Source organism: Pseudarthrobacter sp. RHLT3-21, from assembly GCF_059383495.1.
The window spans coordinates 28,102-46,146 of record NZ_JBWZCI010000020.1; the positions used below are offsets into that span (position 1 = coordinate 28,102).

The 18,045-nt window shown below is 64.7% G+C and carries 18 protein-coding genes and 3 tRNA genes; 15 read left to right on the plus strand and 6 right to left on the minus strand.

Going from position 1 to position 18,045, the window contains the following annotated elements:
- Window positions 1-43: 43 nt before the first annotated feature.
- The 3 genes from dnaG (at window position 44) to AC50YA_RS17620 (ending at window position 2,308) form a co-directional block, all read left to right on the plus strand.
- Window positions 44-1,984: a DNA primase gene (gene dnaG / locus AC50YA_RS17610; RefSeq protein WP_494983523.1), complete on the plus strand. Its 1,941-nt coding sequence runs from the start codon at window positions 44-46 to the stop codon at window positions 1,982-1,984.
- A gap of 54 nt (window positions 1,985-2,038) precedes the next feature.
- A tRNA-Asn gene (locus AC50YA_RS17615) sits at window positions 2,039-2,111 on the plus strand.
- Between the two features lie 124 nt (window positions 2,112-2,235).
- A tRNA-Asn gene (locus tag AC50YA_RS17620) sits at window positions 2,236-2,308 on the plus strand.
- A 51-nt stretch (window positions 2,309-2,359) separates the two neighbouring features.
- Here the strand turns inward: AC50YA_RS17620 and AC50YA_RS17625 are convergent.
- The 3 genes from AC50YA_RS17625 to AC50YA_RS17635 form a co-directional block, all read right to left on the minus strand.
- Entirely contained in the window at window positions 2,360-2,767 is a 408-nt protein-coding gene (locus tag AC50YA_RS17625; RefSeq protein WP_160669514.1) for a hypothetical protein, read from the minus strand.
- Window positions 2,768-2,852: 85 nt separating this feature from the next.
- On the minus strand, window positions 2,853-3,032 hold the full coding sequence (locus AC50YA_RS17630) for a hypothetical protein (RefSeq protein WP_494983568.1): 180 nt from the start codon (window positions 3,030-3,032) through the stop codon (window positions 2,853-2,855).
- A 25-nt stretch (window positions 3,033-3,057) separates the two neighbouring features.
- Window positions 3,058-4,311 (minus strand): multidrug effflux MFS transporter, encoded by a 1,254-nt coding sequence (locus tag AC50YA_RS17635; RefSeq protein WP_494983524.1) that lies wholly within the window; start codon window positions 4,309-4,311, stop codon window positions 3,058-3,060.
- Between the two features lie 159 nt (window positions 4,312-4,470).
- Here AC50YA_RS17635 and AC50YA_RS17640 point away from each other — a divergent pair, with 159 nt between their 5' ends.
- The 6 genes from AC50YA_RS17640 to AC50YA_RS17665 all read left to right on the plus strand — a co-directional run bounded on the left by AC50YA_RS17640 (window position 4,471) and on the right by AC50YA_RS17665 (window position 9,805).
- Window positions 4,471-5,325 (plus strand): phage holin family protein, encoded by an 855-nt coding sequence (locus AC50YA_RS17640; protein ID WP_494983525.1) that lies wholly within the window; start codon window positions 4,471-4,473, stop codon window positions 5,323-5,325.
- Between the two features lie 40 nt (window positions 5,326-5,365).
- Entirely contained in the window at window positions 5,366-5,989 is a 624-nt protein-coding gene (locus AC50YA_RS17645) for a CDP-alcohol phosphatidyltransferase family protein (RefSeq protein WP_494983526.1), read from the plus strand.
- Window positions 5,989-6,897, plus strand: coding sequence for a DMT family transporter (locus AC50YA_RS17650; RefSeq protein ID WP_494983527.1), 909 nt, complete (start codon window positions 5,989-5,991; stop codon window positions 6,895-6,897). Before AC50YA_RS17645 ends, AC50YA_RS17650 begins: the two co-directional genes overlap by 1 nt.
- Window positions 6,898-7,027: 130 nt before the next feature.
- Window positions 7,028-8,224: a glycosyltransferase gene (locus AC50YA_RS17655; RefSeq protein ID WP_494983528.1), complete on the plus strand. Its 1,197-nt coding sequence runs from the start codon at window positions 7,028-7,030 to the stop codon at window positions 8,222-8,224.
- Window positions 8,225-8,365: 141 nt separating this feature from the next.
- Window positions 8,366-8,439, plus strand: a tRNA-Ile gene (locus AC50YA_RS17660).
- A 175-nt stretch (window positions 8,440-8,614) separates the two neighbouring features.
- Window positions 8,615-9,805, plus strand: a complete 1,191-nt coding sequence (locus AC50YA_RS17665; RefSeq protein ID WP_494983529.1) for an acyl-CoA dehydrogenase family protein — start codon at window positions 8,615-8,617, stop codon at window positions 9,803-9,805.
- A gap of 36 nt (window positions 9,806-9,841) precedes the next feature.
- Here the strand turns inward: AC50YA_RS17665 and AC50YA_RS17670 are convergent, their stop codons facing one another.
- On the minus strand, window positions 9,842-10,339 hold the full coding sequence (locus AC50YA_RS17670) for a peptidoglycan DD-metalloendopeptidase family protein (RefSeq protein WP_494983530.1): 498 nt from the start codon (window positions 10,337-10,339) through the stop codon (window positions 9,842-9,844).
- A 405-nt stretch (window positions 10,340-10,744) separates the two neighbouring features.
- On the opposite strand from AC50YA_RS17670, the gene rpsB reads away from it, so the two are divergent.
- The 6 genes from rpsB to AC50YA_RS17700 all read left to right on the plus strand — a co-directional run bounded on the left by rpsB (window position 10,745) and on the right by AC50YA_RS17700 (window position 15,785).
- A complete protein-coding gene (rpsB, locus tag AC50YA_RS17675) occupies window positions 10,745-11,668 on the plus strand; it encodes a 30S ribosomal protein S2 (protein WP_494983531.1) in 924 nt (307 codons plus the stop codon).
- 129 nt (window positions 11,669-11,797) lie between these two features.
- Window positions 11,798-12,634, plus strand: coding sequence for a translation elongation factor Ts (gene tsf, locus AC50YA_RS17680; RefSeq protein ID WP_494983532.1), 837 nt, complete (start codon window positions 11,798-11,800; stop codon window positions 12,632-12,634).
- A gap of 127 nt (window positions 12,635-12,761) precedes the next feature.
- The gene (gene pyrH / locus AC50YA_RS17685) at window positions 12,762-13,499 is read left to right on the plus strand and encodes a UMP kinase (RefSeq protein ID WP_494983533.1); all 738 of its coding nucleotides are present in this window, start codon (window positions 12,762-12,764) and stop codon (window positions 13,497-13,499) included.
- Window positions 13,500-13,625: 126 nt separating this feature from the next.
- The gene (frr, locus tag AC50YA_RS17690; protein WP_160669523.1) at window positions 13,626-14,183 is read left to right on the plus strand and encodes a ribosome recycling factor; all 558 of its coding nucleotides are present in this window, start codon (window positions 13,626-13,628) and stop codon (window positions 14,181-14,183) included.
- The gene (locus tag AC50YA_RS17695) at window positions 14,183-15,106 is read left to right on the plus strand and encodes a phosphatidate cytidylyltransferase (protein ID WP_494983534.1); all 924 of its coding nucleotides are present in this window, start codon (window positions 14,183-14,185) and stop codon (window positions 15,104-15,106) included. Before frr ends, AC50YA_RS17695 begins: the two co-directional genes overlap by 1 nt.
- 94 nt (window positions 15,107-15,200) lie before the next feature.
- Window positions 15,201-15,785 (plus strand): DivIVA domain-containing protein, encoded by a 585-nt coding sequence (locus AC50YA_RS17700; protein WP_489323054.1) that lies wholly within the window; start codon window positions 15,201-15,203, stop codon window positions 15,783-15,785.
- 26 nt (window positions 15,786-15,811) lie between these two features.
- On the opposite strand, the gene AC50YA_RS17705 is transcribed toward AC50YA_RS17700, so the two are convergent.
- A complete protein-coding gene (locus tag AC50YA_RS17705; RefSeq protein ID WP_494983535.1) occupies window positions 15,812-16,420 on the minus strand; it encodes a hypothetical protein in 609 nt (202 codons plus the stop codon).
- A 158-nt stretch (window positions 16,421-16,578) separates the two neighbouring features.
- A complete protein-coding gene (locus AC50YA_RS17710) occupies window positions 16,579-18,045 on the minus strand; it encodes a sodium/solute symporter (protein WP_494983536.1) in 1,467 nt (488 codons plus the stop codon).

Genomic DNA, 18,045 nt, shown 5'->3' on the forward strand with positions numbered 1-18,045 from the left:
TACGCCGCGGATGGCGCCCGCGCCCCGGGGCTAGGATGGCTCTGTGGCTGGCCTGATCAAACGTGAAGACATAGACGAAGTACGCCAGCGCACGGACATCAAGGAAGTGGTTGACGGCTACGTCACGCTCAAGGGTGCCGGGCTGGGAACCTACAAGGGCCTGTGCCCGTTCCACGACGAGCGGTCGCCGTCGTTCACCGTGCGCCCCCAGGTGGGCCGGTACCACTGCTTCGGGTGCGGTGAAGACGGGGACGTCATCGCCTTTGTGCAGAAACAGGACCACACCTCATTCCACGAGGCAGTGGAAAAGCTGGCTGCGCGCATCGGGTACGAACTGCGCTACGAAGACGGCGGTACCGGCCCCAACCGTGAGGAAGTGGGCAAGCGCCAGCGCCTCCTGGATGCCCACAAAATCGCCGATGAGTTCTTCCGCGCCCAGCTGTTGACGCCCGGCGCCGCCGAAGGCCGCAACTTCCTGTTCGGCCGCGGCTTTGACCGCGCCGCCTCGGAGCAGTTCGGCGTGGGCTACGCACCGCAGGGCTGGGACGCGCTGCTGAAGCACCTCCGCGGCCGTGGCTTCACGGACCAGGAGCTCAAGCTGACCGGGATGTTCTCCGAGGGCAACCGGGGCATCTATGACCGGTTCCGCGGCAGGCTCATCTGGCCCATCCGCGACATCGCCGGCGACACCATCGGATTCGGCGCCCGCAAGCTGTATGAGGACGATCAGGGCCCCAAATACCTCAATACCCCCGAAACCACGCTCTACAAGAAGTCCCAGGTGCTTTACGGGATTGACCTCGCCAAGCGCAGTATCGCCAAAGACCGCCAGATTGTGGTGGTGGAGGGATACACGGACGTGATGGCCTGCCACCTGGCGGGAATCCCGACGGCGGTGGCCACCTGCGGCACGGCGTTCGGCACCGAGCACATCAAGATCGCCCGGCGGCTACTGTCCGACGACGGCACCGGGGGAGAGGTCATCTTCACCTTTGACGGCGACGCCGCCGGGCAGAAGGCTGCCCTGCGTGCCTTCGAGGAAGACCAGCGCTTTACCGCCCAGACCTATGTGGCGGTGGAGCCCACCGGCGCCGACCCCTGCGACCTGCGCCAAAACCGCGGGGACGCCGCCGTGCGGGACCTGATCGCCACGCGCCGGCCGTTGTTCGAGTTTGCCATCAAGGCCACGCTCAGGCGACACAACCTGGACACCGTGGAAGGCCGCGTGGCCGCGCTGCGGGAATCGGCTCCGGTGGTGGCGCAGATCCGCGATGCAGGCATCAGGCCCGCCTATGCCCGCGAACTCGCCGGCTGGCTCGGCATGTCAGTCGAGGACGTCAGCCGGGCTGTGGGCGTCGCCATGAAGCGAACCGCTGCGGGCGGGCCGTCGGTTCCCGGGACGCCTGCCGGTGCCCCGGGTCAGAGGGGGTCCGCCCCGGCGGGACCTGCCCAGGCGGGCGGACCCGGCGTGGCTGCCGGACCGACGTCGGGCGCTGTCCCTTCCTACCAGCGGCCCGACCCCCGGGACCCCGTGGCCTCAATGGAGCGGCAGGCGCTGGAGGTGGCGCTGCAGGAGTCCGCCCTCCTGGGCGGCGGCATCTGGGAGCGCTTCGCGGCCGCACGGTTCGTTACCCCGGCGTTCCAGGCCGTCCACGACGCCATGCGTGCCTCGGGTCCCGGACTGATCGGCGAACCCCTGCGCTGGGTGGAGCAGGTGATGCACGAAGTCCCGGAACCCCTGCGACCGATGGTGTCCGAACTTGCCGTGGTACCGCTGCCCGCGAGCACCGCTGAAGCGGTCCAGAAGTACTGCAAGGACATTCTGTCGCGGCTGTTCGAGCTCCAGATCACGCGGGTGAAGGCGGACAAAATGGGCCAGCTGCAGCGGCTGGATCCGTCAGCGGATCCTGAGGCGTTCCAGCGGCTCAACCGGGAACTGATGATGCTCGAAATGGAACGCCGGGCCCTGCGCTCCGACGCCTGAAACGCGCCGATTTCACTCCCTGCGGGGACTTTGCTAGGCTGGTACCCGCTTCATTCCTCCTTAGCTCAATTGGCAGAGCATTCGACTGTTAATCGAAGGGTTGCTGGTTCAAGTCCAGCAGGAGGAGCGCACAATCCCCGTTCCGGGTCTCCGGAACGGGGATTTTATATACCCGGGGAGGGTATTTCGGGGTGCACCGCCGCCGATTTCCCATTCCCGGGAAACCTTTGCTATGGTCATACCTGCTTCATTCCTCCTTAGCTCAATTGGCAGAGCATTCGACTGTTAATCGAAGGGTTGCTGGTTCAAGTCCAGCAGGAGGAGCAAACAAACAAAAGATCCCCGTCCTCTCTTGAGGGCGGGGATCTTTTGCTTTCAGACAAAGTCCATTTCCACCTGCAGGAAGCGTTCAGCTTCGGCAATGGCCGCGTGGAAGGCGTCCTGCTCGGTGGGGTACTTGCGGGGCTCCCGCGGATGCCACTCATGGGGCGCTGAGTGCACCCGGGCGAAGCCGGAGGCCGGCGGCGCGTAGAAGATGCCGAAGCGCTGCACAGGCCACTCAGGCGAGGTCTCCGGGGCCACCAGGAGGGCGGCGTTGAAGGCGGCGTTGTACCACTGCGCGATGGGCCGCCGTCGGTCGTCCGTGAAGAGTCCGGCGGCGTAGAGGGCCGCGGACTGCTGGCCGGTTTGCGCGCACAGACGGTCCCACCACATGGGCAAGATGCCTGAGTCGCAGCGTTGCCATGTGGCCGGAGGCGGGGAGGAGAACTGCCAGCTGGGCACGGATTCATTTTATCGTGGGAAAGCTTCCCGGCGGCAGGGGGCCCCTCCGTGGGCGGCCGGAATTTTTACCGCCAGGTCCCTGCAGCTACGGGCGGTTCCAGGGGCCGGGATTCACCCGGTACAGCAGGGCGGCGCCTGCCAGCGCGCCGAGGATGATGCCGATGGCGCCACTGCCGAACACGCGCCCAAGGAAGTAACCGGCGACGCCGCCCAGCACCGCCCCGAGGAACAGTCCCCGGGGGTTGCGGTGCGGCCGGCGTTTCACGCGCTTCATCAATGGATCGACGGGTTCAGTGGATCGACGGCACGGTGCGCGGCCTGACGATCAGCCAGAGGCCCGCGATCGCCAACAGGATGCACGCGGCCTGCACGGCGCCCATGGGGGTGGAGCTGGTGATGCCCAGCCAGCCCACCACCGGGGAAACCAGGCCGGCCATCAGGAAGGTCGCCGCGCCCAGGAGCGAGGCAGCGGTCCCGGCCTGGGCGCCGTGGCTGGACAGCGCCAGCACCTGCACGCAGGGGAACGTGAAGCCTGCGCCCATGATGTAGAACCAGAGCGGAACCATCACGCCCCAGAGCCCCAGGCCCGCCCGGTCAAAGACCACGATCAGCAGGGCCATAAGGAACATCCAGGCCGTGGAACAGGCCAGGATCCACTGCGGCGGGACAGTCCGGATGAGCCTGGAGCTGATCTGGACGCCGGCCACAATGCCCAAGGAATTGATGCCGAACAGCAGGCCGTATTCCTGTGGCGAGAACCCGAAAATGTCCTGGAAGAGGAACGGCGACGCGGACAGATACGTGAAGAGGCCGGCAAAGTTCATGCCGCCCACAATCAGCAGGCCCACGAAGATCCGGTCCGTAAAAAGTACCTTGTAGCGCTGGCCGGCGGTCATGCCTGTCAGGCCGCGCTTCTCCGGTGGCAATGTTTCGCGGACCACAAAGAGAGCAGCGATGATGACCAGGGTGCCGTAGCCGGCCAGGAACACGAAGATTCCGGGCCAGGGCATTACCAGGAGCAGCTGTGATCCGATCACCGGGGCCAGGATCGGCGCCAGCCCGTTCACCAGTGCCATGCGCGAGAACATCCGGACCATGGCATAGCCGGAGAACAGGTCCCGCACCATTGCCATGGCCACCACGCCGCCGCCTGCAGCACCCACGCCCATGAGGACGCGGAAGAGGCCCAGCGTGGAGATGTCGGTGGACAGGGCGGCTCCCACGGAGGAGGCGATGTGCAGCGCGGTGGCCAGGATCAGCGGGAGCCGCCGGCCGAACTTGTCGCTGAACGGGCCCACCACCAGCTGGCCGAGGGCAAAGCCCACGGTGGTGCCGGCCAGGGTCAGCTGGACCTGGGCCTCGGTGACCCCCAGGCTCGCTTCCAGTGCCGGGAACGCAGGCAGGTACAGGTCGATTGTGAAGGGACCCAACGCGGTGAGGGCACCGAGGAGGAGGATGTACATCAGTTTCCGGCGGCGGGTCAGCGAATCGCCCGGATTCGAGTGAATGGTCACGGAGATCAATCCTAGGCCCGGAAGTTCCATCTTTCCGAGGTTGCAGGCGCGCCGTGCGGCCGACCCGGAAGTTTGCCCTGAACCTGAATGATAGTTTTGGGGGCGGGACCGTGCTGCCGCGGGCTCCCACAGCACACGGTAGCCGAATCGACCAGGCAGCAGACTACGCAACAAGTTAGGCGGGAACCGATGAGCGGACGTCACACCGGGCGCACCAGCCAGGGATTGCGGATCACCGCGCTGCCCCGGACGCTGAAACTACTCTTTCGTCTGGCCCCCCGCCAGCTCAGCGACGAAATCGCCTTCGCTAAGATCGAGCTCAAGCGCAAGGGCATCCAGGTGGGCGTCGCCGCCGCCTTCTTGGCCATCGCGCTTATTTTTGTGGCGTTCCTTGTGGTTGGCCTGATCGTGGCCGCCATTATGGGCCTGGCCACCATCATGCCGGCGTGGCTGGCCGCGCTGCTCGTTTGCGCCGTGTTTCTGGTCATCGCCCTCATCGGTGCCCTGATCGGCCTCCGCAAATTCAAGCAGGCCATGCCCCTGGTCCCGGCCGAGACTATCCGCGGGATCAAGCACGATCTCGGCATCGCCAAGGAAGGCTCGCGCTTCAACGCTGCGCTGCTGGATCCGGCCAGCCCGGAGGCCAAGGCCGCCAAGGCTGCCAAGGACGAAGCTGCCGCGAAGGCCAAGGCCGAAAAGGAAGCCAAAGCCGCGGCGCACAAGCAGGAGTTCCCGCACGCGTCCGAGCCCGAGCTTCACCGCCGCCTGGAACAGCGCCGTCGCCACCTGGCACAGGTCCGCGACGAACTCGATACCGAACTCGACATCAAGCCACAGGCCATGTTCCTGCTGGGCGCTGCCCAGGTAAAACTGGGGCAGGGCAAGGCCGCAGTTGAACACGGCGCGGCCGCGGCCAGCGAAAAGTTCGCTGCCTTCTCCGGGTCCCCGGACGGCACCGGCCTCCGCTGGAAGCCGCTTGCCGCCCTTGCAGCCTCAGCAACAATCTTTGTGGTACTCCTGCGCAGGCTGCTGCGGAACCCCTAACAACACACACGTCACACTGGGCTAAGGAAGGGGGGACGGATTGAGGTTCATCGGCGCTGGCGCGCGACCCGGCCGCCCCCAGATTGACCACGACCGCGTCTTCACCATCCCCAACGCCCTGACGGTGCTGCGCTTTATGGGCGTGCCGCTTTTTGTCTGGCTGGTCCTGGCCCAGAAGGAGTATGGGATCGCCGTTGTGGTTCTGGTGGTCATGGCGGGAACCGACTGGATTGATGGCTACGTGGCCCGCCGCTTCGACCAGGCGTCCAAGCTGGGCCGGGTCATGGACCCACTGGCTGACCGGCTGGCCCTGATCGCGGTGGCGGTCACCCTGGTGATTGCCGGCGTCGTCCATTGGCTGTACCTGGCCGCACTCCTGGTGCCGGACGCGGTGCTCCTGGTGCTGACCCTCTCCTACTTCCGGGGCCATCCGGACCTGCCGGTGAGCCGCGTGGGCAAAATCCGCACCGGACTACTGCTTCTGGGCACACCACTGCTGGTCCTCTCGCGATTGGACACCCCGTTTGCCGGGCCGCTGTACGTTGCGGCCTGGATCGTGCTGGGACTCGGGCTAGCGGGCCACTGGATTGCCGCGTACAACTATTTCTGGGCAATTCTGCGGAAGGGCCGCAAGCAGTCCCATCCCGACGGCGGCACCGCCTGATGGTGGGGGTGGCGGTTCTGCTGGCGGTACTGGGGGCGTTCTGCCTTGCCCTGGGAGCGCAGAAGCAGGGGAGCGCCGTCAAAGCCGACACCGGCGGGCTGGCGCTGAGTTCAAACGGCTTCCTCCGACTGCTCCGTAATCCGCGGTGGATGCTGGGACTACTCCTGCTGTGCGTCGGCATGGGAATGAACGCGGTGGCGCTGGTCTCCGCGCCGCTGACGGTGGTGCAGCCGATCGGCGCAATTGCGCTGGTTATTACCACCGTGGTGAACGCCCGCGACCAGGACATCACCATCAACCGGGCCACCATGGTGTCCATTGCCGCCTGTGTGACCGGCTCCGCGCTTTTTGTCCTCCTCGCCGTCAACGTGACGCAGGAGAACCACCACGTGAGCCAGGAGGACGAACTCACCATTGTGCTGCTGCTGGCACTGGCCGTCGGCGTGTTCGGTACCCTGGCGGTCATGTTCCGGCACCGGATGAGCGCGTTTGTCTACATCCTCGGCGCCGGCGTGCTGTTCGGCTTCGTCGCGGTACTGACACGTATCATCGGCAAGCACCTGCTGGATCCGAACGGGCTGGCACTGCTTAATGTCCAGTGGTATTCGGTGGTGGCCATCGCGGCGGCCGGCGGCCTGGGTTCCTGGTTTGTGCAGAGCGCCTACTCGGGTGGCCCGCCGGACCTGGTCATCGCCGGGCTGACGGTCATCGACCCGATTGTGGGGATCGCCATCGGAATCGTGATCCTGGGCGAGCTGCGCCCGGACGTCCACGCCGTGATGGCGATTGCCATGGCTACGGCTGCTTCACTTGCTATCGTGGGGGTGATCGCCCTTTCCAGGCACCATCCCGAGGTCACCAAGCGCAGGAAAGATGCGCGGAAGGCGACGGGCAGGGCGGCCCACTAGTCTGTTTCCCCGACCAACCCACTTTTAGTACCAGCCGATTTTCACTAAGAGGCCCCGCGCTACCGTGCCGGCGGCCGACCGGTGCAGCCAGCGACAGCTGCCCGCACCGTGACCTTCAGGAGCTCTCCACGTGACAATGCCCTCTGACCAGCCTCTCCTGACCGTCCTGATTGCCGCGGATACGTATCCGCCCCACATCAACGGGGCTGCCCAGTTCAGCTATCGGCTCGCGAAGGGCATGACAGGCCGCGGCCATAACGTGCATGTGCTGGCCTGCCGAGCGGACAATGGCGCGAGCTTCACGGAGTTCCGCTCGGAGGCCACCGTGCACCGCCTCCGGTCGCATGGAGTGTTCACGCACGAATACTTCCGCATCTGCTTCCCCTGGGAAATCAAGAAGGAGATCAGCCTCCTTTTCGATCGCGTGAACCCTGATGTGGTTCACATCCAGAGCCACTACATGATCGGCGAGCACGTCCTCTACGAAGCGGCGAAGCGGGGCATCAGGATCGTGGCCACCAACCACTTCATGCCGGAAAACCTGAACCCGTTCCTGCCGTTCCCGCAGTGGTTCAAGGACATCATCGGCAAGATCTCCTGGAAGGACATGGGCAAGGTCATGGGCCAGGCTGACGTCGTCACCACGCCCACACCCCTGGCGGCCAAGGCCATGCACCAGCACGCCTTCCTGCACAAGGTACTGCCCCTCTCCAACGGTATTGACTCTGCAGCCTATGAGCTGCAGCCCGGCGAAGTGATCGAACCGCATGCGAACCCAACGGTGGTGTTTGTGGGGCGCCTGGCCGACGAAAAGCACGTGGACGTGCTCATCAATGCTGTGTCCAAGACACCCGCGGAGCTCAACGTCCACCTGGAAATTGTGGGCGGCGGCGAAGTCCGCTCCGCCCTTGAAGCGCAGGCGGAACGGCTCGGACTGGGGGAGCGGGTGAAATTCCTGGGACTGGCCAGCGATGAAGACCTCCGGGAGGCGTACATCAAGGCGGATCTGTTCTGCATGCCGGGGACCGCTGAGCTTCAGTCCCTGGTGACCCTTGAAGCCATGTCTGCCTCCACGCCCGTCCTGCTCGCGGATGCCATGGCCCTGCCGCACCTGGTGCGCGACGGCGAGAACGGCTACCTGTTCACGCCCAACGACAGCGACGACCTCGCAGCCAAGATCACACGGATTCTCCAGTTGCCAGCCGGGGAACGGGCAGCAATGGGCCAGGCCAGCCGGCGGATGGTGGAGCCGCACAGCATCGAGGGCACGCTGCAGACCTTCGAGGACCTCTACCGGGGTGCAAGCTACGACGACAAAGCGGTCTGACTGCGGTCTCACCGTGGCCCGCTCCCGCCTGTTCGGGGCGTGGCGTCCTGGCTGCCTGGTCTTGATGCCCGCCACTGTTTGCTAGAGTGTTTTTGCCCTGCCGAAGCCGAAGTCCTCCGCGGACCAGGCCGGCAGGGGCAGGGGGCTATAGCTCAGCTGGTTAGAGCGCGGGACTCATAATCCTAAGGTCCTCGGTTCAAGTCCGAGTAGCCCTACCCAAGCACCAGCCCACCGGGAACCGCGGCCGACGAAAGAATCGTCGGCTGCGGTTTCTTTTGTTTTCCCGCAATCTGCGGTAAGTTACTGACCAGTAACTTACCGCTTCCGCTGAGTCCGGCCCGCCCTGCCCTGGCTGGCCCGTCCGCGCTGCTGATCTTTGCGAGGGAACCAATGTCCAAAGCCTCTGTTGACATCAACAACCTTCCGTACGCCGACGGCGACTTCTTCGCCTTCGAGCAGCTTCTCACCGGTAAGGAACAGGACCGGCTGGCGGAGATCCGGGGTTTCCTGGCCCGCGAAGTCCGGCCGATTGCCGTGGACTGCTGGAACCGCGGCGAGTTCCCCATGGAACTCATTCCCAAGCTGGCCGAAATCGACCTGGTGAGCCCCGTACGGCGCCAGGGCTACTCGAACCTGTTTGCCGGCCTGGTCCATGCCGAGGCCACGCGCGCCGATACCTCCATCGCCACCTTCATGGGGGTACACGACGGACTCTTCACCGGCTCCATCGAAGCCCTTGCCTCGCAGGAACAGCAGGAGGCGTGGCTCCCGGACATCTATTCGCTGAAGAAGATCGGCGCGTTCGGGCTCACCGAACCCCTGGGCGGTTCCGACGTCGCAGGCGGCACGCGCACCACTGCACAGCGCGACGGCGACACCTGGATCCTCAACGGCGCCAAGCGCTGGATCGGCAACGCGACATTCTCGGATTGGGTGGTCATCTACGCCCGGGACCTCGCCGATAACCAGGTCAAGGGCTTCCTCGTGGATACGGCGCTGCCCGGATTCAGCGCCACCAAGATTGAAAACAAGATCTCCCTCCGGACCGTCCAGAACGCAGACATCGTCCTGGAGAACGTGGTGGTTCCGGACTTCTTCAAGCTGGCAGGTGCCAACAGCTTCCGCGACACCAACAAGGTCCTGAAGGTCACGCGGCTGTCCGTTGGCTGGCAGGCAGTCGGCCAGCAGCTGGCGGCGTTTGACGTGGCCCGCCGCTACGCCGTGGAACGCCACCAGTTCGGCCGTCCGCTCGCGTCGTTCCAGCTCGTCCAAAGCCAGCTGGTGCAGATCCTCGGGAACGCCGTCAGCTCCATGGGCATGATGGTCCGGCTTTCCCAGCTGGAGGACGCCGGCCAGGCCAAGGACGAACAGTCCGCCCTGGCCAAGGCGTTTACCACTGCCCGGATGCGCGAGAGTGTGGCGATCGGCCGCAGCCTCCTGGGCGGCAACGGCATCGTGACGGACTTCGAGATGGCCAAGATCTTTGCAGACGCTGAAGCCATTTACTCCTATGAGGGAACCCATGAGATCAACACCCTCGTGACCGGCCGCGCCATCACCGGGATCTCCGCCATCGTCTAGAAGCGTCAGCTGTCAGCTGTCATCCGTCGTCCCGCGTCAGCCGTCGTCCAGCCTCAGGGGCAACAGGATGGACGGCCGGAGGTCCGTGACGAATTCGAGCGGATTGACGTATACGTCCCCCCGCCTGACGCCCCAATGGACGCAGGCAAGGGCACCGCAGTGCCCGGGTTGCAGCGTTCCGATGGTTTCGCCCTTCGCCACCAGGGTTCCGGCCGTAAGAGGGCTTTCGACCGGCTCAAAACTGCTACGGAGACCGCCCCCGTGATCGATCGTGATCACGGGGCGGTCCACCACCACTCCCACAAAACTGACCGTCCCGGACTCCGGCGAGGTGACCGGGACGCCGTCGTGCGTTGCCTCAAGGTCCACACCCCGGCGCCCGCTCATCCACGGCTTGTCCGGTGGGTCAAAGGCCCGCAGCACCGCCGGCCTGGGGGAGAGCGGCCACTCCCAGGAGGCGCGCGGCGCTGTGTCCACCGGAGCCGCCGCGGCCGGGAGCAGAAGCACTGCCGCGAGGACAAGTATTGCTTTCATGAACCCCAGCATTCCGTGCCGGATCCCTCAGGGGGAGTGCCCACTTTGGCCATGTGGAAAACGCCCGCCGAAGGCCCCGGGGTTGTCCCGCGGATATTGGCTCCTGTTGTACACTTGATGGAGCAGTTTGCTGTGCCCTCTACGCTTGCGTCAGCACGCCTCATTCAGGAGTGCGGGGGAGCAGCAGCTGACTACGCGTATCCAGCCCTCCAAATCTGAAGCTCCGGCTTTGCATGAGGAGGATTGTGTCTCTTGCGGTCAGGGCCTCGCGGTCCTGATGAGAGTCGCAATGGATGCCAGGAGCACGGCCCGCCTTGGGCCACGCTAAATAACCGTCAACTATTGGCAGGGTAAGAGAGCCTGAAAAGGCTCTCTCATGAATGACCTGCCGGAAGGAGCGCCGGCATGCCCGTCGTAACTATGCGCCAGCTGCTTGACAGCGGCGTCCACTTTGGACACCAGACCCGCCGTTGGAACCCGAAGATGAAGCGGTTCATCTTCACGGAGCGCAACGGCATCTACATCATTGACCTTCAGCAGTCGCTGTCCTACATCGACCGCGCCTACGAGTTCGTAAAGGCCACCGTTGCACACGGCGGCACCGTACTCTTTGTCGGCACCAAGAAGCAGGCCCAGGAATCCATTGCTGAGCAGGCTACCCGCGTTGGACAGCCCTACGTGAACCAGCGCTGGCTCGGCGGTATGCTGACCAACTTCCAGACCGTTTCCAAGCGCATCCAGCGCATGAAGGAACTGGAAGAGATTGACTTCGACGACGTCGCCGGTTCCGCGTACACCAAGAAGGAACTGCTGCTCCTTCGCCGTGAACTCACCAAGCTGGAAACCAACCTCGGCGGTATCCGCAACCTGACCAAGGCACCTTCCGTGCTCTGGATCGTGGACACCAAGAAGGAACACCTGGCCGTTGACGAGGCCAAGAAGCTGAACATCCCGGTTGTGGCCATCCTGGACACCAACTGCGATCCTGACGAAGTCGACTTCCCGATCCCGGGCAACGACGACGCCATCCGCTCCGTGAACCTGCTGACCCGCGTTGTCGCCGACGCCGTCGCCGAGGGCCTCATCGCCCGCCACAACCGCGCCACGGGCACCACGGAAGCTCCGGAAGAGCCGCTGGCTGAGTGGGAGCGCGAACTCCTCGAAGGCAGCAAGACTGAAGAAGCGCCTGCCGCTGAGGCTGCTCCGGCTGCTGAAGAAGCTGCTCCCGCTGCTGAAGAAGCTGCCGCTCCGGCAGCCGAAGAAGCAGCCCCGGTTGCCGAGGAAGCTCCGGTCGCCGCCGAGGCTCCCGCCGCCGACGCTGACAAGTAAAACAAGTAAATCCGGATTCTCCGGCGCTGCCCGCAGTGCCGGAGCACCTGACAGGATGGCGGCTCACACGGTGAGCCGCTGTCCTGTCGGTCCGTACACCACATACATTTTCTAGACAGAGGGGTTCCCATGGCGAACTACACTGCCGCCGATATCAAGGCTCTGCGCGAGCGCACCGGCGCCGGCATGATGGATGTCAAGAAGGCTCTTGACGAAGCCAACGGTGACGCCGAAAAGGCCATCGAGATCATCCGCATCAAGGGCCTCAAGGGCGCTACCAAGCGCGAAGGCCGCTCCACCGCTGAAGGCCTGGTGGCCGCCAAGGTCAGCAACGGCGTCGGCGTCATGATCGAGGTCAACTGCGAGACCGACTTCGTCGCCAAGGCTGACAAGTTCATCCAGCTGGCTGACAAGGTCCTGGCCGTGGCTGTCGAGTCCGGCGCTGCCGACCTCGACACTCTCCTGGCCATCGAGGTTGACGGCAAGCCGCTGTCCGAGGTTGTCGTCGAAGAGGGCGCAATCCTCGGCGAGAAGGTTGTTGTCCGCAAGCTCTCCCGCATTGTGGGCGGCACCGTTGACGCTTACCTGCACAAGACGTCCAAGGATCTCCCGGCCCAGGTCGGCGTCCTGTTCGCTGTTGACGGTGACGGCGAAGCCGCTGCCACCGCCGCACACGACGTTGCAGTGCACATCGCAGCGATGTCCCCGAACTACCTGACCCGCGAAGACGTTCCGTCCGACCTGGTCGAGTCCGAGCGTCGCATCGCCGAAGAGACCGCCAAGGCTGAAGGCAAGCCTGAGGCTGCAATGAGCAAGATTGTGGAAGGCCGCGTCACGGGCTTCTACAAGGGTGAGGTTCTGGTTGACCAGGCTTTCGCCAAGGACGCCAAGAAGTCTGTGGCGCAGGTCCTCGAAGAGGCCGGCGTCAAGGGCACGTCCTTCTCGCGTTTCCGCGTCGGCTCCTAGTCGAATCCGCATAGGGGTGGCCACTTCGGTGGCCGCCCCTTTTGCATGCACCGGCTAAACGTCCGATGAGACCTTTGGCCACCCGGCACGATAACCTTTTTCAGAGTTCACCAACGGGAAGGCACCCATGGAAGCCGTCAATTCTTCAAGCCAGCCAGAGAAAAGCAGGCGCCGCGTCCTCCTGAAGTTGTCCGGAGAGGTCTTCGGCGGCGGCAAGCTGGGTGTTGATCCTGACACCGTCCGCGGCGTTGCCAAGCAGATCGCTGCCGCAGTTCCCGACGTCGAAGTCGCAATCGTCGTCGGCGGAGGCAACTTCTTCCGCGGGGCTGAACTGTCCCAGAGCGGCATGGACCGCTCGCGCGCGGACTACATGGGCATGCTCGGCACCGTCATGAACTGCCTGGCGCTGCAGGACTTCCTGGAGCAGGCCGGCGTGGAAACCCGCGTGCAGAGCGCCATCACCATGGGCCAGGTCGCCGAGGCCTACATTCCCCGCCGTGCCATCCGCCACATGGAAAAGGGCCGCGTGGTCATCTTCGGCGCCGGTGCCGGCCTGCCGTACTTCTCCACCGACACCGTGGCCGCCCAGCGCGCCCTTGAGGTCCACGCGGACGTCGTCCTGATGGCCAAGAGCGGCGTGGACGCCGTCTACACCGCGGATCCGAAGAAGGACCCCACTGCCGAGAAGCTGGACACCCTGAGCTACGACGAGGCTCTGCGCCGCGACATCAGGGTCATGGACCAGACCGCGATGACCATGTGCAAAGACAACAACCTGTCCATGGTGGTTTTCGGGATGGAAGGCGAAGGGAACGTCACCCGTGCCATCCTGGGCGAAAAGCTCGGTACCCTGGTGACCCCGTAGCTGCAGCTAGGATGATCTGAGCACCGTTCCATGCCCGCGGCCGGGCAGCAATGGAACATGGAAACACTGAACCAAGATTGTGCAGGGAGCCGGTATCCGGACTGCACTGATTTCTGAGGAGAGACCGTGATCGAAGAAACCTTGCTCGAAGCCGAAGAGAAGATGGACAAGGCAGTAGAGGTAGCCAAGGAAGACTTCGCCTCGATCCGCACCGGACGGGCAAACCCGGGCCTTTACAACAAGGTCCTGGTGGACTACTACGGTTCGCCCACGCCGCTGCAGCAGCTCGCTTCCTTTGCCATTCCCGACGCGCGCACCATCCTCATCACGCCGTTCGACAAAACCGCGCTGCGGGACATCGAGCGGGCCCTGAGCGACTCCGAGGTGGGCGCCAACCCCTCCAATGACGGCAACGTCATCAGGATCACCATCCCGGACCTGACCCAGGAACGCCGCAAGGAATACGTCAAGATCGTCAAGACCAAGGGCGAGGACGCGAAGATCTCCATCCGCAACATCCGGCGGAAGGCCAAGGAAACGTTGGACAAGCTCGTCAAGGACGGCGAAGCCGGCGAGGACGAAGGCAGCCGCGCCGAAAAGGAACTGGATGCCCTGACCAAATCGCATGTGGACGGCATCGACGAGCTGCTCAAGCGCAAGGAAACAGAGCTGCTCGAAGTCTGATGAGCCAGGCAGATCAGGCCCCCGTACCAAGGGCGCGCACCAGGGGGAAGCAGTTGCGGAGCAATCCGACGCCCAAGGCCGGCCGGAATCTTCCGGCAGCCATTGTGGTGGGCCTGGCCATGCTGATCGGCGTGCTGGGCGGGCTGGTCTTCCTCCCGCTCGGATTCGTCGCTGTCACTACAGGGTTCGCGGTCTTCGGCGTCTGGGAGATCTTCCGCGCCCTGGAGGCGAACGGGACCAGGATGCCTATCGTCCCGGTCATGGTGGGTACAGTCGCCATGCCGTTCGCGGCCTATTTTGGCGGTCTTGAGAGCCTGCTGTTCGCCATGCTCCTGAGTTGCGTTGCAGTTCTCCTGTGGCGTTCGGTGGAGAGCCCCGCAGGATCTGCGAACAGCATCTTTGCCGGCGTGTTCACGTTGGGGTGGGTGCCGTTCTTCATCAGCTTCGCTGCCTTGCCGCTGCACGCGGTCGGAGTCGCGACTCCGGTGGGTCTCTGGCCGGGCGGGACAGTGCCGCCCGGGGCGTGGCAGGTCGCCGTTATGCTCCTGCTGGTCGTCTCGAACGACACGTTCGGCTATCTTGTAGGCGCGTCGCTGGGCAAACACCCCATGGCCCCAAAAATCAGCCCCAAGAAATCCTGGGAGGGCTTCGCCGGCTCCATCGCCGGGGCCATGCTGATCGGAGTCATGGCCAGCATTTTCCTGTTGGACAAACCCTGGTGGGTGGGCGTGATCCTCGCCGTTGGCCTCGTAGCGGCGTCCACCGCAGGAGACCTGGCCGAGTCCATGGTCAAACGGGAACTGGGAATCAAGGACATGAGCAGCATCCTGCCCGGACATGGGGGCGTGATGGACCGCCTGGACTCCATAGTTTTCGCCTCGCCCGTCGCATTTGTGCTGTTCACATTGGTTGCGGGCGCCTGACGCGACCTTAACGGACGATCTCCGCCGGACCACCGGCAGCGCCAATAGACTGGTGCGTAACCTGACCCAGCTGAAGAGCAACAAAGGAACAACAGTGGCATTGGACTTTCAACGGAAAATTCCCGCGTCGTTTGAGCGCGTGCGGGGCAACGAATTCGGGTACAACGCCAAACAGGTGGACCAGTTCCTCCAGCGGGCCAGGGTGGCACTCGAGACGCCGAAGGCCGCCATCCACGCCGTCACCAGCGCCGACGTCCGGGGCGTCTCCTTTGACCCGGTCAAGGGCGGCTACGCTGCCGCTGTCGTCGACGCAGCGCTGGACCGGCTCGAAGACGCCTTCGCCCGCCGCGAACGGGACGAACTGATCGCCGCCAAGGGCGAGGACGCCTGGCTGCGGGAGATCGGCAGCCTCTCCGGCATCCTCCGGGGCCGCCTGCACCGGCCCGACGGTGAGCGCTTCCGGCGCCCGTCAAAAAAGAAGGCCCGCAGTTACAACATCCTGGACGTGGACAATCTTTGCTACGACCTGATCGGCTACCTCGAAGAGGACAAGCCGCTCAGCGTCGACAACGTCCGCCGTGTGGTCTTCCGCCCGGCCGTGGGCAAGGACGGCTACGAGGAGACCCAGGTTGATGCTTTCCTGGACCGCGTGGTGGAACTGATGGCGGCCATCGATTGACTGCCCGTTAGCTGATCTCGGCGGAATCAGTCAGCTTCCCCCGGTGCGGGGACAGGCGAGCGCGAAACAGGCGTGAAGCGGCGCCACATCTCCACGTATGACCTGTAGCCGTAGACCGATGACCCGGCGAAAAAGGCGAGCCCGAATACCACCCCTATGGCGGCTGCCAGGGTGGTGCCGGCACCGGTGACGGACGCGAGAAGGGCGATCAAAATGGTCATCAGCGCCGCGTTCGCGGTGCTGATGAAGATCATGCTGCTGCCCGCGACATGGCTCCACGCGCTGCGCTTCCCGAAGAAGAAGTACGTCTGCAAGGAACCCGGAAGGTCGTCGTGAGTGGAGGCCATGAGGTACGGGGCGATACCGGGATCAAGCGCCACATAGGCCGCCCGCAGCCGGTTCATTGCAATCACGTACATGAGGTCCTCGTGGGCAACATTCATGACCCGGACCTGGGTGAGGAAGCCGATGACCACGTCCACCAGGAGCACCACGCCTGCCAGCAGAAGGAACATGTCAGAGAACCTGGTGGCCTGGCCCACCAGCGCAAGGCTCACCAGGCTGGCGGAGGTGAACATGAGGAACATGCTGATGCGGGTCAGCACTTCCCCCCTGCGCGGTGCTGCGGGAGGCAAGCAGGCTCCAATGTTCGGTGGCGAACAGCTGCGCCCGCACCGACAACGGGACACCGTCCGCCTCACTGGGTGTGCTTCCGTCCTGCGTGGACATGCCGTAATTGTCCTCCCTCCAGCAGCCTCGCGCGAGAGCCGAGGACCGCTCGTGCGGCGGAGGCTCAGCGTTCTGTCACCAACGGCCGTTCCGGCGTGTGGAGCCGGGTCATAACCCGTGACATGGTCCGCGGAATCCGGCTTTTTGTCGCCCGTGAGACAAACACTGTCACGGCGAAGGCGGCGGGAACGGTCCACGCCGCCGGCTGGGCCAGCCAGAACGGCGTGCCGGTAGCGCCCAGGACCGTGCCCGAGACCATGGCGCCACCGCAGAGGACGCCGCCCGTCACCATTCCGGCGATGGCGCCCGCATCGGTGAGCCCCCGCCACCAGATGCCCAGCAGGAGCACCGGGCACACGGTGGAAGCGGTAAAGGCGAATACCAGGCCCACACTGCCGGCCAACGCCTGGGAATCAGTCATCACGGCAAATCCCAGCGGGACCACAGCGGAGACGACGGCGGCGAGCCGGAATCCCCGCACGCCGCCGCCCAGGACGTCCTGGCTGATCACACCGGCCAGGGAGACCACCAGTCCGGAGGTGGTGGACAGGAACGCGGCAAAGGCCCCGGCCACCACCAATGCCGAGAGCAGGTCGCCGGCAGTTCCGCCGACCAGCTGCCCGGGCAGCAGGAGAACCACCGCGTCCGCCTGCCCTGAACGGGCGAGTTCGGGCGCGAACATCCGCCCTACCAGCCCGTAGGCGGTGGGGAACAGGTAAAACACCGAGAGCAGCCCGAGCACGATCAGGGTGGTGCGCCGTGCCGAGTGTCCGTCCGGATTCGTGTAGAAGCGGACCAGGACGTGGGGGAGTCCCAGCGTGCCGAACAACAGCGCCACCAGCAGCGAGATGTTCTGGTACGGCCCGGCGGGAGCCAGGCCGGTGGGATTCACGACGGCGGGGGCCACGGCGGCAGTCCCGTCACCGGCGAGCGTGAACACGATGAACAGGACGGGCACGGCAATGGCGGTGAGCTTCAGCCAGAACTGGAAAGCCTGCACAAAGGTAATGGAGCGCATGCCGCCGGCCACAACGGTCAGGCACACCACAAAGACCACGGCCACGGCGCCCACCCAGGACGGCAGCCCCGTGGTGATCCGGATGGTCAACGCCGCGCCGTGGAGTTGCGGCACAATGTAAAGCCAGCCCACCACAACCACCACCACGCTGGTCACGCGGCGGACCGCCCGGGAATCCAGCCTGGCCTCGGTAAAGTCCGGGATCGTGTAAGCACCGGACCGGCGCAGTGGTGCCGCGACAAACAACAGCAGCATCAGGTATCCGGCTGTGTAGCCCACGGGAAACCACAGCGCGTCAGTACCGGACAGCAGGATCAGTCCGGCCACCCCCAGGAAACTCGCCGCCGACAGGTACTCGCCGCCGATGGCCGAGGCGTTCCACCACGGCCTGACGGTCCGGGAAGCCACATAGAAATCGCCGGTGGTCCGGGAAATTCGCAGACCGTAGAAACCAATGGCAGCTGTTGCAAGCGAAACAACAACCAGGGCCATTACACCCACTGCGGGATTCAT

Coding starts and splice junctions, on each gene's coding strand:
- AC50YA_RS17635 (WP_494983524.1), bottom strand. CDS start 4,311: ATGGAACTTCCGGGCCTAGGATTGATCTCCGTGACCATTCACTCGAAT.
- AC50YA_RS17640 (WP_494983525.1), top strand. CDS start 4,471: ATGAGCGGACGTCACACCGGGCGCACCAGCCAGGGATTGCGGATCACC.
- AC50YA_RS17650 (WP_494983527.1), top strand. CDS start 5,989: ATGGTGGGGGTGGCGGTTCTGCTGGCGGTACTGGGGGCGTTCTGCCTT.
- AC50YA_RS17665 (WP_494983529.1), top strand. CDS start 8,615: ATGTCCAAAGCCTCTGTTGACATCAACAACCTTCCGTACGCCGACGGC.
- AC50YA_RS17670 (WP_494983530.1), bottom strand. CDS start 10,339: ATGAAAGCAATACTTGTCCTCGCGGCAGTGCTTCTGCTCCCGGCCGCG.
- rpsB (WP_494983531.1), top strand. CDS start 10,745: ATGCCCGTCGTAACTATGCGCCAGCTGCTTGACAGCGGCGTCCACTTT.
- tsf (WP_494983532.1), top strand. CDS start 11,798: ATGGCGAACTACACTGCCGCCGATATCAAGGCTCTGCGCGAGCGCACC.
- pyrH (WP_494983533.1), top strand. CDS start 12,762: ATGGAAGCCGTCAATTCTTCAAGCCAGCCAGAGAAAAGCAGGCGCCGC.
- AC50YA_RS17695 (WP_494983534.1), top strand. CDS start 14,183: ATGAGCCAGGCAGATCAGGCCCCCGTACCAAGGGCGCGCACCAGGGGG.
- AC50YA_RS17710 (WP_494983536.1), bottom strand. CDS start 18,045: ATGAATCCCGCAGTGGGTGTAATGGCCCTGGTTGTTGTTTCGCTTGCA.